This window comes from Devosia neptuniae (assembly GCF_025452235.1).
Taxonomy (GTDB): Bacteria; Pseudomonadota; Alphaproteobacteria; order Rhizobiales; family Devosiaceae; genus Devosia.
In genome coordinates, this window is record NZ_CP104965.1 from 3,206,838 (window position 1) to 3,219,981 (window position 13,144).

Consider the following 13,144-nt stretch of genomic DNA (forward strand, 5'->3'; position numbering starts at 1 on the left):
GTTCCTGATTTGGAGACGGCGATGGGGCAGGGGGCACATGTCATTGTGGTGGGCAATGAGAAGGGCGGGTCGGGGAAGTCGACCACGGCGTTTCACCTCGCCATTTACCTGATGCACCATGGCTATCGCGTCGCCACCATCGACGTGGACAGCCGGCAGCAGACCTTTACCCATTATGTGCGTAACCGCCGCGCCTGGACGCGGGAGCGGGGCCTTAATGTGCCCAATCCCAAGCATTTCCATCTGCCAACGGCCTGGGGCGATTCGATCAAGGACAATCAGCAGGCCGAGCTGGCGGTGTTCCGCAAGGCGATTGCCGAGGTGGATGGGGCGGTCGATTACCTGGTGATCGACACGCCCGGTTTTGACACCAATCTGACGCGGCTGGCCCATACCATGGCCGATACGCTGGTGACCCCGCTCAATGACAGCCTGATCGATCTGAACGTGCTGGCGCGGGTCGACCCCGAGACGGGCGAGCCGGTCGAAACCAGCCATTATGCACGGCTGGTGCAGCGAGCGCGCTCGGAGCGGCTGGCCGCAGATGGCAAGAACATCGATTGGGTCCTGGTGCGAAATCGCATTTCCATGCTGGGCTCGCGCAATGCCAATCAGGTGCATGCGACACTGGAGCGGATCGGCACGCGCTTTGGCGCCAGGGTGGCCGATGGCATTGCCGAGCGGGTGATCTTCCGCTCGCTGTTTGCCAGCGGCATGACGGTGTTCGATCCGCTGGAGGAGGTTGCGCTGGGTGGCGCGCCCTCGATGTCCCATGTCAGTGCGCGGCAGGAATACCGCAATCTGGTGGGGGCGCTGCAATTGCCGGTGCGGCAGCGGATGGCGGCATAGGCTCTGCCTGTTCAGCAATATTTGTAACAGAACCACCCTTGCCGGGTGGCGCGAAACACTGACACTTGCCAGACGTAGTAGGAGTGATTTGCCGTGCGACAGGGCCCGCATGTCATCGTCGTCGGCAATGAAAAGGGCGGGTCGGGCAAATCGACTACGGCCTTTCATCTGGTCATCTACCTGCTTTACCAGGGCTATCGGGTCGCTTCGATCGATGTGGATAGCCGCCAGCAGACCTTCACCCACTATGTGCGCAATCGGCGCGACTGGGCCAGGGCACACGGCTTGAGCCTGCCGCATCCGACCCATTTCCACCTGCCATTGGCGCAGGGGGATTCGGTAAAGGAAAATCACGGCCGCGAGTTCGAGATGTTCCGCCAGGCGATAGGCGAGGTGGAGGACGATACCGATTTCCTGGTGATCGACACACCGGGCTTCGACACCAATCTGACGCGGCTGGCGCATTCGCTGGCCGACACGCTGGTCACCCCGGTCAATGACAGCCTGATCGATCTCAATGTATTGGCGCAGATGGACCCGGTGACGGGCGCGCCGCGTGAGATGAGCCATTATGCCCGGCTGGTGCAGCGAGCCCGCTCGGAGCGTCTGGCCATCGATGGCAAGACCATGGATTGGGTGCTGGTGCGCAACCGCATCTCGATGCTGTCTTCGCGCAGCATGCGCCAGGTGCAGACCATGCTGGAGCGGATCGCCGCCCGCTTCGGCTGTCGGGTCGCCGAGGGCATTGCCGAGCGCGTGGTGTTCCGCTCGCTGTTTCCCATGGGCCTCACAGTGTTCGACCCGCTGGACGAGGCGCTATTGGGCGGCGCGCCATCGCTGTCGCATGTGGGCGCGCGCGAGGAGTATCGCGCGCTGGTGTCGGCATTGCATCTGCCGGTCAAAGCCCGCGCCAAGGTGTCCGCCGAGGGGTAACGAGAGCAGGGCTTAGGCCACCAAATTCGCCAGCACAATCTCCCGCCACACCCGGTTGGGCGTCACCCAGGCATCCCATTCATTGTAATGGCCCGAATAGATGACCACGGCCACGCCAGCGTCCGGCATGAGCCACAGCCGCTGTCCGCCATTACCGAAGCCGGCCGCCCAGTTGCGCTCTCCGGAAAGAGCCGGCGTAGGCGCCTCACCAAGGAACCACAGCCGGCCATAACGCAGTCCGTCGCCGGTCTCGATGGCCGGCTTCAGCGATGCCTCGATCCAGCCCCGCGAGACGATGCGGCGTCCCTCATATTCGCCGCCCTTGAGCACCATATTCCCGATCCGCAGCAGGTCGCGCGGTCGCAGCCGCAGGCCGGAGGCGGCGGATGCAACGCCATCGGGGCCGCTATTCCATTGGAATTGCTTGATGCCGAGCGGGCCGAACAGCGTTTCGCGGGCAAAATCGGGCAGCGATTGCCCAGTACCGCGGGCGATCAGTGCGCCGATCAGCGCCACGCTGCCGCCGGAATAGATCCAGCGCGTGCCCGGCTCGGCGACGACAGGCTGTTCGAGGATAAAGCGATAGCGATCCGGCGCATTTTCCATGGCAATTTCGCTATTGAGCGGATCGGTATAGGGGCGGTTCTCGTCCCATTGTAGCCCCATACTCATGGTCAGGGCGTGCTCAATGGTGATGCCGGCTTTGGTCGTGTCGGCCTGCAGGTCGGAATAATCTGGGAATTGGGCGAAGAGCGGGGCTTCGGGCGGCGGCACCAGGCCCCGGTCGACCGCTATGCCATAGAGCAGGCTAACCACGCTCTTGGTGACTGAGCGGAGGTCATGCAGCGTCTGGGCCTCGAAGGTGATGTCACCAAGCGGATCGCCCCAGTTTTCGTCTTGGCCAGTGTAATAAGTTTCGAGCGCCAATTCGCCGTTGTGCCCGATAAGCACGGCATGCAGGTGGCGAAGCAGACCGGATTCTATGCCGGCTTCGAGCTTGCGGGGCAGGCTGGGATCGAAGGAAGGCGACATTTCCTGGCGGTCTCCACTGGGTTGGGTGTGGAGCCTAGTGAAATGTCGGGTGAAAATTCAAGGAGGCAGATCACTCAGGACGCACATCACCCACGATGTCATTCCGGCGAGGCCGGAATCCATGCTGTGAAGCATCAGGGTGCGCCGTGGTTGTGGCTACATGCGGACATGGATTCCGGCCTTCGCCGGAATGACACCGCATTCTCGAGTACGTTCAGGGGTAAACACCGCTGCAACAAAGGCGGGTATTGCCGTCCGTTACCGCTTGCCAAAGCTCATACGCAAAGCCCGCTTGCCGCCGGGGGCGAACACATCGATGTCGATATGGACCGGCTCCTGCACCATGCGGCGGGTGCGGGCGGAGAGGGCCAGCACGACGCCGAGCAGGTCGCCGACGCCGCGGCGGCGGGGCAGCATGCGGCCGGTCATTCCGGCCAGCACGCGGTTGCGCGCGGCCATGTCGTCCGAGGTCAGGGCTGAGCGGCCAATGAAACTGGCAAGCTCGGCGAGGGCAGTACGTTCGCTCATTGGGCTACTCCAAACACAGGCACCAATTTGCTTCCCTGGTCACCGGCGATGCGTGCCGCCGGTCATTCTCGTTATCTCGCTAGCTCTGCATGGCCAGGCAGGACAGGTTCTGCTGCTTGAGCTGGTTGCACATGGCCGTGGCCCCGTCGCGATCGCCAAATCCAACGAAGCGAGCGCGGAAGAAGGTCTGGCCGTTCTTTTCGAAGCGCTCCACATAGGAGCGGAAATCGCCCAGCGTGCCGACCTTGCCGGCAGCATCCGAGAGCATGGCGCGGGCGCTGTCTTCCGACGGGCCGGCGCCGATCTGCACCACCCAGCCACCAGGCGGCACGTCGCCGGCAGCAACCTGCACCGAGCCCGAGGTCATCAGGTCGACAGGCTGTTCCTGCGCGGCGGCGGGCGCCGGCATTTCGAGCGGAGCGGAGGGCGCGGTCTGGCCGAGGGCCGTCGGAGGGGCGCCCAGATTATAGGTGTCGCTCAGCCAAGCGCCGATAACGTCCTGGCTGGGATATTCCGGCTGGGGCGCCTGGCTGGGGGCCGCAAGGATATTGGCCGCCTGGACAGCGGGCTGCAGGCCCAGATCGGCCGGCATGGGCTGGGGAACGGGCGCGGCATTGGCCACGACCACTTCGGGCGCCACGGAAGCGCGCGGCTGGGCCTGGGCGCCATTGGCGGCCACCAGCTGGGCCAGGCGGAAGCCGGGCAGGGGCATGGGCTGTACGAACACCGGCTGGCTCGGCTGGGCGACAGCAACCTGGACGGTCGCGCTGCCCTGGCGGCCCGGCTGGGGGATCATCGCGGTTTGTAGGTAATTGCCCTGGCGGCTCTTGGGCAGATAATTGGCAACCAGCTGGCGGACCTTCTCATCGCGGGCGCCGCTGGAATTGAACCCGAAAGCGACCACGACGATGTGGCGATTGTCGCGGCGGGCGGCGGTCAGCAGGTTGGAGCCGGCGGCATTGATATAGCCGGTCTTAATACCGTCCACGGCGCCCATATAGCCCAGCACGCGATTGTGGTTGCCATAGGTATTCTTGCCGTAGCTGAAGCTCTTGGTCTGGAAGAACTCGTAATAATTGGGGAAGTGCTGGTAGACGGCGATGCCCAGGATGGCCTGGTCGCGCACAGTGGTGATCTGGCCGCCATCGGGCAGGCCGGAGGCGTTGCGATATGTGGTGTTGCGCATGCCCAGGGCGCGGGCCGTGGCGGTCATGCGTTCGGCGAATTTGGCTTCCGAGCCTGAGATATGCTCGGCGATGACGCGGGCCATGTCATTGGCCGACAGGGTCACCAGCGCCTTGATGGCGTCTTCCACGGTGATGGTCGAGCCGGCGCGCAGGCCCAGCTTGGTGGGCACGGCCGCCGCGGCAAAGCGCGACACGGTCATTTTGGTGGAGAGCTTGAGATTGCCCGCGCTCAATTCCTGAAACAGGATGTAGAGCGTCATGACCTTGGTGACGGAGGCTGGATAGCGACGGCTATCGGCGGCCTCTTCATACATCACCTGCCCGGATTTGGCGTCGACCACGATACCGGCATATTTGCGGAGATTTTCGATAGCCTGTGCGGGCGCTACGGTATGAGCCGTAACTGCAAACAGGACGAGGACTGCGGCAAAGGCGCGGACAACAACCGTACGCCATGGGGATTTCGCCTGAGAAGCCACCCGGTACTCCAACTCTTATTCCTCGGACGCTTCTGCGCCCGTACGCAACACACACTGGCGGATGGTCCCGGCGTGCCCCAAACACTCCGGTCTATCCTCTCCTTTTTTGGAGATTACTGGCTCGCCGTTACCATTCCGTAAAATGCCACCGAATTTGTCATGAGTGTGGAGAGCCGGTCACGGGCAGTGGTGGAGGGGGATTCTATTTTGTACGATTCTTCGTGATCAGCCGAATGCACCGGTACCGTTCCCGCCGCCTGCTCGGCGCAAAAGGGGCTGCTATGAAACGTATAGTTCGTCTGTTTGTCGTTGCTATCGTGCTTTTCGTGGCTGGGGTGCCGATTGCATCTGCGGCGAGCCTCCAGAATGGCCGGTGGTACAAGGCCTGCGACGGTAACGCTTGCATTGTTGGAATTCGTTCTCGGCAGGGCGTCTCCTACTGGGTCCGCAATGATCCGTCCCAGGGGCAGTCGCGATTGCTGGCGGTCGCGCGGGTTTGGCCAAATGTCCTTCTGCCTTACGGGTGACCTGGACGATTGACCGCGGCCTTGAGATCAGGGTGCCTTTTATGAAGTGCGACGGAAGCTGGTGCACGACGCAAGTCGTTCTGAACGAGGATTATCTTGCCCAGTTGAAGGGTGGGGCGTCATATCGCCTGGGCGTGAATGTTGACGGTCGCGACAAGGTCATTGAGTTGACCTTGCGGGGCTTCAGCGCGGCCTGGGATGGCGAACCAACCACGTCTCTTGCCGATTTGTTGGCATTTCTTGACGCGAAGTGATCACCAAAAGGCAGAAGGTGGCTTTTTGGCCGTAGCGCTGCAGCGGTTCCCCCTCGTTTTGGCGATAGCGGGGCGGTGCGAGAGCCTGCCCGCCTTCATCGCCGCCCGCCCGGAAGCGCAGCCGGATTACCCGGAAAGCGCCGGTTAACCGGCCTTTTTCCGCTGTCACAAAAACGCGATGCATTGCCCCTTAACACGGGCCTGATTTTGCCTACATAATGGGTCCACCATGCTGCTTCGTTTCTCTTACGACAGATGTCTTCCTATGACCGATATTGACCTCTTCGCCATGACCGATGAGGCCCCAGCCGCCTTGCGTCTGGAGCCGATGCCCGCTTGGGCCGGGCCCAAGGAGGATGATGGCGGCAAGGATGGCGGGGGAAAGAACGGCACCGAAACCGGGACGATCACCAAGACCCGGCCAAAAACCAAGCGCCCAAATCTTTATCGCGTGCTTTTGCTGAATGACGACTACACTCCGATGGAGTTCGTCGTGCTGGTCCTGCAGGATGTGTTCAACAAGACGCGTGAGGAGGCGATGCGCATCATGCTGCATGTTCACCAAAAGGGGGTGGGTGAATGCGGCGTCTATCCATACGAGGTCGCCGAAACCAAGGTGACCCGCGTCATGGACACTGCACGCAAAAATCAGCATCCGCTGCAATGCGTGATGGAAAAGCAATAGGAACATCATATGCCCTCATTTTCCCGCGGACTTGAAAAGGCTCTGCATCAGGCGATGAACCTGGCGCGCGAGCGCAACCACGAGTTCGCAACGCTCGAGCACCTCTTGCTGGCCCTGACCGACGACCGTGAGACGATCGCCGTGCTGACCGGTTGCGATGTCGATATCGACGCGCTCAAGAGCGATCTTGAAGATTTCATCAATGAAGAGCTCGATAGCCTGATCGTGGCCAATGGCCAGGATGCACGGCCCACCGCAGCCTTCCAGCGCGTGATCCAGCGCGCCGTCATCCATGTGCAGAGCTCCGGCCGCGAAGAAGTTACCGGCGCCAATGTGCTGGTGGCGATCTTTGCCGAGCGTGAGAGCCACGCCGCCTATTTCCTCGAACAGCAGGACATGAGCCGGCTGGACGCGGTCAATTTCATCAGCCACGGGATTACCAAATCGGGTCCCAGCGAGGAGCGCAAGGTGCGTGGTGCTGAGGACGGCGAAGGCAATACTGAAGGCGGAGCGGAGGCCAAGAAGAGTTCGGCCCTGGCCGATTTCTGCGTCAACCTCAATGAGAAGGCGCGGGCCGGAAAGATCGATCCGCTGATCGGCCGCGATGCCGAACTGCGCCGCACCATCCAGATCCTGTGCCGCCGGTCCAAGAACAACCCGCTTTATGTGGGCGATGCCGGCGTAGGCAAGACGGCGATTGCCGAAGGCCTGGCCCGCAAGATCGTTGAGGGCGATGTGCCCGAAGTGCTCAAAGAAGCAGTGATCTACTCGCTCGACATGGGCTCGCTGCTGGCCGGCACCCGCTATCGCGGCGACTTCGAGGAACGCCTCAAGGCCGTGATGAAGGAGCTGGAAAAGCTCCCCAATTCGGTGCTGTTCATCGACGAAATCCACACCATGATCGGTGCTGGCGCCACCTCGGGCGGCGCACTTGATGCTTCCAATCTGCTCAAGCCCGCTTTGGCGAGCGGCGCGATCCGTTGCATCGGCTCGACCACCTACAAGGAATATCGCCAGTTCTTCGAGAAGGATCGGGCTTTGGTCCGCCGCTTCCAGAAGATCGATGTCAACGAGCCGTCCGTGCCCGATGCCATCGAGATCGTGAAAGGTCTGCGGCCCTATTTCGAAGAGTTCCACAAGATCAAGTACACCGACGATGCTCTTAAAGCGGCGGTGGAACTGAGCGCGCGCTATATCAATGACCGCAAGCTGCCGGACAAGGCGATCGACGTGCTCGACGAGACGGGCGCCAGCCAGATGCTGGTGACCGAGGACAAGCGCAAGAAGGTCATCGATGTCGAGGATATCGAGGCGACCATCGCCACCATCGCGCGCATCCCGCCAAAATCGGTCTCCAAGTCCGATGCCGAGCTGCTGTCCAGCCTCGAGCAGAGTCTGAAGACCGTGGTGTTCGGTCAGGATATCGCCATCACGGCGTTGTCGTCGGCGATCAAGCTGGCCCGTGCCGGCCTGCGCGAACCGGAAAAGCCGATCGGCTCGTACCTGTTCACCGGCCCGACCGGCGTCGGCAAGACCGAAGTTGCCAAGCAACTCGCCGATACCCTCGGAGTGGAACTGCTGCGCTTCGACATGTCCGAATATATGGAGCGGCACACCGTGTCGCGCCTGATCGGCGCCCCTCCGGGCTATGTCGGGTTCGACCAGGGGGGCCTCCTCACCGATGGTGTGGATCAGCACCCCCATTGCGTGGTGCTGCTCGACGAAATCGAGAAGGCTCATCCCGATCTCTACAACATCCTGTTGCAGGTGATGGACCATGGCAAGCTGACTGACCACAACGGCAAGTCGGTGGATTTCCGCAATGTCATCCTGATCATGACGTCCAATGTCGGCGCCATGGATCTGCAGAAGGCGCCGATCGGCTTTGGCCGCAAGCGCGAGCAGGGGGACGACGAAGAGGCGATCAACCGCCTGTTCACCCCGGAATTCCGCAACCGGCTCGATGCGATCATTTCCTTCGCACCGCTGCCGCGCGAAGTGGTCCGCCGCGTCGTCGAGAAGTTTGTGCTGCAGCTTGAAGGCCAACTGGCCGAACGCGGCGTCACGATCAACCTCACGCCGGAAGCCGCCGATTGGCTGGCCGAACGTGGCTATGACGAACGCATGGGCGCGCGCCCGCTGGGCCGCGTGATCCAGGAGCACATCAAAAAGCCCCTGGCCGACCAAGTGCTGTTCGGCGAACTGATCAATGGCGGCACGGTAACCGTCGCCGTGGTGGGCGAAGGCCAAGAAGCCAAGCTGGAACTGGTGGCCGTACCACCCCGCCCAGCGAAGCCCAAGGCCCTGCCCAAGCCGAAAAAGCCCAAGGCCACGGCCGACAAGAACTAATGCAAAAGGCCCGGAGCGATCCGGGCCTTTTTTGTTATTGAGCGTCAGGGGGGCGCTGCTCTTGCTGAACAACGGCACGACCATCGCCAGCGAGTGGCGGCTTTCGACTCCGCCGTTGCCGGACAAGACGCGAAAGGTCGCCGGCTCTATTTGATCGCTTCCATCGCCATGCGCAGGGCGATGCTCGGGCGTTCTTCCACCAGATCTTTGATCAGCGGCAATGTGCTACGCCAGTAAAAGGCCACATGCCTTTCACCGGACTCGGGTCCTATTTCGAACGTCCTGCCCCTTCGGACGGGGGATGGTGGCACGGTATGGGAAACCGATAGCGTTACGCCTGATGCGGCTGGCTTTAGGCGAAGTGTGACGCGCGAATAGCTTTCAGGAACATCAGGCAGACCAGATATTCGTGGGAGGAATTCGTAGGCGAGCACCGATGGTTGGGTGCACTCAAGCACGGTGCCTTTGTCCTTATAGCGCTTGGATCCGATGTGGGCCGTGATGGCGATCGGCGATCCTGGCTGCCAATCTGTATCGAAGTCGGCACTCCGCCAGATTCGCCCCTTGGCGCGGTCAATAAGCACGCTCCACACAGCCTCAAGAGTCGCCGCGATCTCAATCGATTGGGTGACCACTGCATCGACCATCCATTCCCCCAGAATTTGACCAGGCCGCGCTGACTCACGATGCACGTACTCTAGAGGGTGTGCGGCCTGTCAGCTTCTGCCTGTTGTCGTCCGAAAGCGGCCTTTCCGCAATCCACCTAAAGGCACCGGACCGCCACCGACCCCAATTCAGTCCTGGGGATTTAGACAAGCTCGCTGCGAAGCGGGCGTTGCTGGCAAGCGCAATTCTAGTCATGCCCTACCAGGGGATGTTGCCCTTCGGCTCGACAAAGCTGCCAGAAACGGCATCGGGGCCGAGCAAGGCATACTCGACCGGAAGGCGTGCACCTTCGGCAGGTGTCATGAAGCCGTTGCCGCCTGTCAGGTCGGTCTTGACATAGCCTGGGGCAACCGAGTTCACGACAATGGTCGTGTTCTTCAGTTCCGCCGCCAGCTGGACTGTCAGCATGTTGAGGGCGGCCTTGGACGCATTGTATCCGATCAGCCGGGCCTCGTAATAAGGCGAGCTCGGATCGCCGTTGATTGCCAGCGAACCCAGCGTCGTTGAAAGGTTGACGATGCGACCGGCGTTCGACCGGCGCAGCAAGGGCAGCATGGCTTGCGTAACGGCAAGGGTGCCCAGGAAATTGGTTTCCATAAGCCGGCGCGTCGCGGCCGTCGAGCTAACGGAAGGCGGACCATCTTCGGGATCGACGATCCCGGCATTGTTGATGAGAATGTCGAGCGGGCCATATTTGGCGGCAATCTTTTCAGCCGCCAAAGCTATGCTCGCCTCGTCTATGAGGTCAATTTTGATTGCCTCGACGTCCAGCCCGGTCTTTGCCAGATCGCTGGCGGCATCCTGGCCGCGCTGCAGGTTTCGCGCACCCATGATCACCGCAATGCCGACCTGGGCCAATTGCCGGGCAATTTCCAAACCGATGCCTTTGTTGGCGCCGGTCACAAGCGCGACCTTCTTCATATCCTTCATTGAATTTCCTTAGATATCAGCCGAAATGATGTGATCAATATATGAAGGATCATTCGTTTTCGGGATTCGCATATGGACGCGACACCGCCTCAACATCTCAGCGCCCGCAAAAAGCCGCGCCAGGCACGATCTGCAGCGACGCTCGAGGCGATTTTCGAAGCGACCATTCAGGTTTTGCTGCGCGAAGGCATCCATCGACTGACGACCACACGCGTGGCCGAACGCGCAGGCGTATCGGTGGGCACGATGTACCAGTATTTTCCGCACAAGCAGGCGCTGCTCTATGCGCTCAACGAGCGTTATCTCGATCTGGTGGCTGAACGCGTTGAGGCGGCCTGCCAGGCCCAATATGGGGCGTCGACGAAAACGATGGTCGAGGTGCTGGTCACCACCTATTGGCAAGCCAAGACCGAACGAAGCGAGGTGACGCGCGCGCTCTACAGGTCGGCGGTGGAACTCGACAACGAGGCCCTGATCGACGCGTTCGCCAGGCGCATGGACGCAGCAACCATCGCCATGCTGAAAAGCGCCCCCGACGCGGTCTATGCCAATATCGATCTGGTCAACGTCACGCTCCTGTCGGTGATCTTCGGGACGGTGCGAAACGACTTTGAACGCGATCTGCCGGCGTCCGAACAGGCCGAAATTCGTCACCAATTGACACTTATGTGCCTGTCTTATCTCGAAATGTCGGGAGGCTGAGCGTGGTTGCTTTCTCCAGCCGCGAGCCAGGAGCAGACCGTCCGCGAGCCACCCCATCTCGGACTTCTCCGGCTATGGATAGAGCAGCGGAACCCGCTGCATGAAAACCTGGCCCACCTGCGCGACAACTACCGGCCTTGGCCGGCGAATTGTTGACGCGCATGCCGGAGGGATTTCCGGGGCAGTTGGCGGCATGCACAACGAATCCGCTGTGCCGTGACTTCGGCCGCCCAAGCGGCTAGGCTGAGGCGTCTTCTGTCAGCATGAGGAGCGCAAGATGCCCCGTTTCCTTGCCGTTTACACCATGAAACCCGAAGATTTGGCCCGCTTTCGCAGCATGCCCAAATCCGAGCAGGATGCGGTTGATGCCGTCGGTTTGCCGCTTTGGGCGGAGTGGGAGAAGAAAAATGCCGCCTCCTTCCCCGATCGCGGCGGCATGGTGGGCCGGACGACACGCGTCACCAAGGACGGCATAGCCAGTGCCACCAACCCCTTCTGCGGCTATATCGTTGTCGAGGCCGACACCATCGAAGCGGCCGCCCGCCTGTTCGAGAACCATCCTCATTTCACGGTCTTTCCTGGGGATGGCGTGGATATTATGCCCTTCCTCACCGAACCCCCGCAGTCCTGAACGTCGGGCACCTTCCACAATGTCGTTCCCCCCCGAACGCGGCACCTTTGTCTATGGCACTACCTTCGCCGGTCGTCGGATCAAAAACGCCACCAGAAACCCTAGATACACCACCCCAGGCACCATCAACGCATTCACCCCCACTAACCCATAGCCTTGCGCCCCGAGTAGGCCTCCGAGCAGCAATGAGGCCCAGACCAGCGCATGCTGCGCCCAGCGCCATGGCGGGGCGAGGCCGCACAGGGCGCGGGCCAGGTCCTGGCCCGCGGCAAACAGGGTGCCGGTGACAAAAGTTGTGCCCAGCCGGACCGAGCCGATGGAGGGCAGGATAGCGTTCTGCGCCCCGGCGCCGGTGGCCAGGATCAGCATGAACTGGCTGGGCGGAAAGCCGGTAACCGCCAGCCCCAGCGTGGCGGCAAAGCAGATCACCACCAGCCCGGTCACGGCGCTCGCCCCCCAACGCGGGCCGGCCAGCAAGGCGAGCAGGGAACCAAAGACGCTGCCGAGGAAGAAAAGCGCCACCAGCGAGCCGGTGAGCTGCGCCACCGGCCAGCTGCCTTGCGCCAGAGCGTCACCCAACTGGGTGGTGTTGCCGCTCATGAATGAGGTGAAGTGCCCGCCGAGTTCGATAAAGCCGACGACGTCGGCAAAGCCGGCCGCCGCGGTAAGCAGCAGGCCGAGGCTGAGTTGGGGCATGGGCGTCATGGCCGAAACCGAACCCCTGTATTTCAGGCCGGTTTGCGGCTCGACCAGTAAATCAGCGCGCCAGCGGCGAGCAGCACGACCATGCCGATATGCGGGCCGATATTGATGAGATTGCCCGGTGAGCCGGCAGAGGCGAGGGCGCGGTTGACCTCGGCGAATTGAGCCGCGGCTGGGGAGAAGAACCAGCCGACGAGCACGGTGACCACGCTGGCGAGCAGGCCGGCCAAGGCCAGAATATTGCGATAGGGCGCCAGTTGGGTGACGCGACCCGAGGCCGCGGCGAGCACGAAAATCAGCAGTGCCAGCCAGGCGATCCAGCCGGCAGCGGCGAAGCCGTTAAAACTGCCGGATTGGTCGAGGCCCAGGCCCATATTGGTCGAGATGCTGACAAAGGGCAGCAGCAGGCCAAGCAGGGCCAGCACGGCGGCAGAAACGGCGAGGCCAAAGCCCGTTCCAGTGGCCAGGGTAACAAGCTGCTGCAGGGTAACTTGTGGCGTGGTGTTCGGCTCGGACATGGACTCAATCCAGTTGCTGAGGTGACACGTCTATTATCACAGAAGCGTGAGAACTGGTCGAGAGAGCCGCGTGGCTTGATTTCCGGCGGAGATCAGGACATTTATCGAGCCTTCGTCGGACTCGGGGCTTTGACCCGGGTGGCTTCTCCGGGCGCCTATCCCCCGGTCACCA

General features: G+C 61.8%; 14 protein-coding genes and 1 other annotated feature. Of the genes, 7 read left to right on the top strand and 7 right to left on the bottom strand.

Annotated features, from left to right (window positions below; all coding sequences use genetic code 11):
* Positions 1 to 21 precede the first annotated feature (21 nt).
* Entirely contained in the window at positions 22 to 849 is an 828-nt protein-coding gene (locus tag N8A98_RS18610; RefSeq protein ID WP_262167543.1) for a division plane positioning ATPase MipZ, read from the top strand.
* A gap of 93 nt (positions 850 to 942) precedes the next feature.
* Positions 943 to 1,782, top strand: coding sequence for a division plane positioning ATPase MipZ (locus N8A98_RS18615; RefSeq protein ID WP_262167545.1), 840 nt, complete (start codon positions 943 to 945; stop codon positions 1,780 to 1,782).
* Between the two features lie 12 nt (positions 1,783 to 1,794).
* Here the strand turns inward: N8A98_RS18615 and N8A98_RS18620 are convergent, their stop codons facing one another.
* The 3 genes from N8A98_RS18620 to N8A98_RS18630 all read right to left on the bottom strand — a co-directional run bounded on the left by N8A98_RS18620 (position 1,795) and on the right by N8A98_RS18630 (position 5,008).
* Complete coding sequence (locus N8A98_RS18620; protein ID WP_262167547.1) at positions 1,795 to 2,814, bottom strand: serine hydrolase domain-containing protein; 1,020 nt, start codon at positions 2,812 to 2,814, stop codon at positions 1,795 to 1,797.
* Positions 2,815 to 3,072: 258 nt separating this feature from the next.
* The gene (locus tag N8A98_RS18625; RefSeq protein WP_035102719.1) at positions 3,073 to 3,342 is read right to left on the bottom strand and encodes a hypothetical protein; all 270 of its coding nucleotides are present in this window, start codon (positions 3,340 to 3,342) and stop codon (positions 3,073 to 3,075) included.
* A 79-nt stretch (positions 3,343 to 3,421) separates the two neighbouring features.
* Entirely contained in the window at positions 3,422 to 5,008 is a 1,587-nt protein-coding gene (locus N8A98_RS18630; protein WP_262167550.1) for an SPOR domain-containing protein, read from the bottom strand.
* Positions 5,009 to 5,531: 523 nt separating this feature from the next.
* Here N8A98_RS18630 and N8A98_RS18635 point away from each other — a divergent pair.
* The 3 genes from N8A98_RS18635 to clpA all read left to right on the top strand — a co-directional run bounded on the left by N8A98_RS18635 (position 5,532) and on the right by clpA (position 8,823).
* Positions 5,532 to 5,789: an invasion associated locus B family protein gene (locus N8A98_RS18635; RefSeq protein ID WP_262167551.1), complete on the top strand. Its 258-nt coding sequence runs from the start codon at positions 5,532 to 5,534 to the stop codon at positions 5,787 to 5,789.
* A gap of 289 nt (positions 5,790 to 6,078) precedes the next feature.
* Positions 6,079 to 6,474, top strand: coding sequence for an ATP-dependent Clp protease adapter ClpS (gene clpS, locus N8A98_RS18640; RefSeq protein ID WP_390888847.1), 396 nt, complete (start codon positions 6,079 to 6,081; stop codon positions 6,472 to 6,474).
* Between the two features lie 9 nt (positions 6,475 to 6,483).
* Complete coding sequence (gene clpA, locus N8A98_RS18645) at positions 6,484 to 8,823, top strand: ATP-dependent Clp protease ATP-binding subunit ClpA (RefSeq protein WP_315974512.1); 2,340 nt, start codon at positions 6,484 to 6,486, stop codon at positions 8,821 to 8,823.
* 146 nt (positions 8,824 to 8,969) lie between these two features.
* Here the strand turns inward: clpA and N8A98_RS18650 are convergent, their stop codons facing one another.
* Together N8A98_RS18650 and N8A98_RS18655 are read right to left on the bottom strand one after the other, a co-directional pair.
* The gene (locus N8A98_RS18650; protein ID WP_262167553.1) at positions 8,970 to 9,470 is read right to left on the bottom strand and encodes an SRPBCC domain-containing protein; all 501 of its coding nucleotides are present in this window, start codon (positions 9,468 to 9,470) and stop codon (positions 8,970 to 8,972) included.
* 217 nt (positions 9,471 to 9,687) lie between these two features.
* Positions 9,688 to 10,419: an SDR family oxidoreductase gene (locus N8A98_RS18655; protein ID WP_262167555.1), complete on the bottom strand. Its 732-nt coding sequence runs from the start codon at positions 10,417 to 10,419 to the stop codon at positions 9,688 to 9,690.
* A gap of 72 nt (positions 10,420 to 10,491) precedes the next feature.
* On the opposite strand from N8A98_RS18655, the gene N8A98_RS18660 reads away from it, so the two are divergent.
* Positions 10,492 to 11,121 carry a TetR/AcrR family transcriptional regulator gene (locus N8A98_RS18660; protein WP_262167557.1) on the top strand — a complete coding sequence of 210 codons (630 nt, stop codon included), beginning with the start codon at positions 10,492 to 10,494 and terminating at the stop codon, positions 11,119 to 11,121.
* A gap of 277 nt (positions 11,122 to 11,398) precedes the next feature.
* Positions 11,399 to 11,752 (top strand): hypothetical protein, encoded by a 354-nt coding sequence (locus N8A98_RS18665; protein WP_262167559.1) that lies wholly within the window; start codon positions 11,399 to 11,401, stop codon positions 11,750 to 11,752.
* 51 nt (positions 11,753 to 11,803) lie between these two features.
* Here N8A98_RS18665 and N8A98_RS18670 read toward each other — a convergent pair whose 3' ends face one another.
* On the bottom strand, positions 11,804 to 12,457 hold the full coding sequence (locus N8A98_RS18670; RefSeq protein WP_113122117.1) for a YoaK family protein: 654 nt from the start codon (positions 12,455 to 12,457) through the stop codon (positions 11,804 to 11,806).
* A gap of 23 nt (positions 12,458 to 12,480) precedes the next feature.
* Positions 12,481 to 12,972 (bottom strand): hypothetical protein, encoded by a 492-nt coding sequence (locus N8A98_RS18675; RefSeq protein WP_262167562.1) that lies wholly within the window; start codon positions 12,970 to 12,972, stop codon positions 12,481 to 12,483.
* A 114-nt stretch (positions 12,973 to 13,086) separates the two neighbouring features.
* Positions 13,087 to 13,144 (top strand) — a sequence feature (sul1 is cis-regulatory element that is thought to sense ions involved in sulfur or methionine metabolism; They are found in Alphaproteobacteria).

Coding starts and splice junctions, on each gene's coding strand:
- N8A98_RS18655 (WP_262167555.1), bottom strand. CDS start 10,419: ATGAAGGATATGAAGAAGGTCGCGCTTGTGACCGGCGCCAACAAAGGC.
- N8A98_RS18625 (WP_035102719.1), bottom strand. CDS start 3,342: ATGAGCGAACGTACTGCCCTCGCCGAGCTTGCCAGTTTCATTGGCCGC.
- N8A98_RS18675 (WP_262167562.1), bottom strand. CDS start 12,972: ATGTCCGAGCCGAACACCACGCCACAAGTTACCCTGCAGCAGCTTGTT.
- clpA (WP_315974512.1), top strand. CDS start 6,484: ATGCCCTCATTTTCCCGCGGACTTGAAAAGGCTCTGCATCAGGCGATG.
- N8A98_RS18665 (WP_262167559.1), top strand. CDS start 11,399: ATGCCCCGTTTCCTTGCCGTTTACACCATGAAACCCGAAGATTTGGCC.
- N8A98_RS18650 (WP_262167553.1), bottom strand. CDS start 9,470: ATGGTCGATGCAGTGGTCACCCAATCGATTGAGATCGCGGCGACTCTT.
- N8A98_RS18670 (WP_113122117.1), bottom strand. CDS start 12,457: ATGACGCCCATGCCCCAACTCAGCCTCGGCCTGCTGCTTACCGCGGCG.
- clpS (WP_390888847.1), top strand. CDS start 6,079: ATGACCGATGAGGCCCCAGCCGCCTTGCGTCTGGAGCCGATGCCCGCT.
- N8A98_RS18620 (WP_262167547.1), bottom strand. CDS start 2,814: ATGTCGCCTTCCTTCGATCCCAGCCTGCCCCGCAAGCTCGAAGCCGGC.
- N8A98_RS18660 (WP_262167557.1), top strand. CDS start 10,492: ATGGACGCGACACCGCCTCAACATCTCAGCGCCCGCAAAAAGCCGCGC.
- N8A98_RS18610 (WP_262167543.1), top strand. CDS start 22: ATGGGGCAGGGGGCACATGTCATTGTGGTGGGCAATGAGAAGGGCGGG.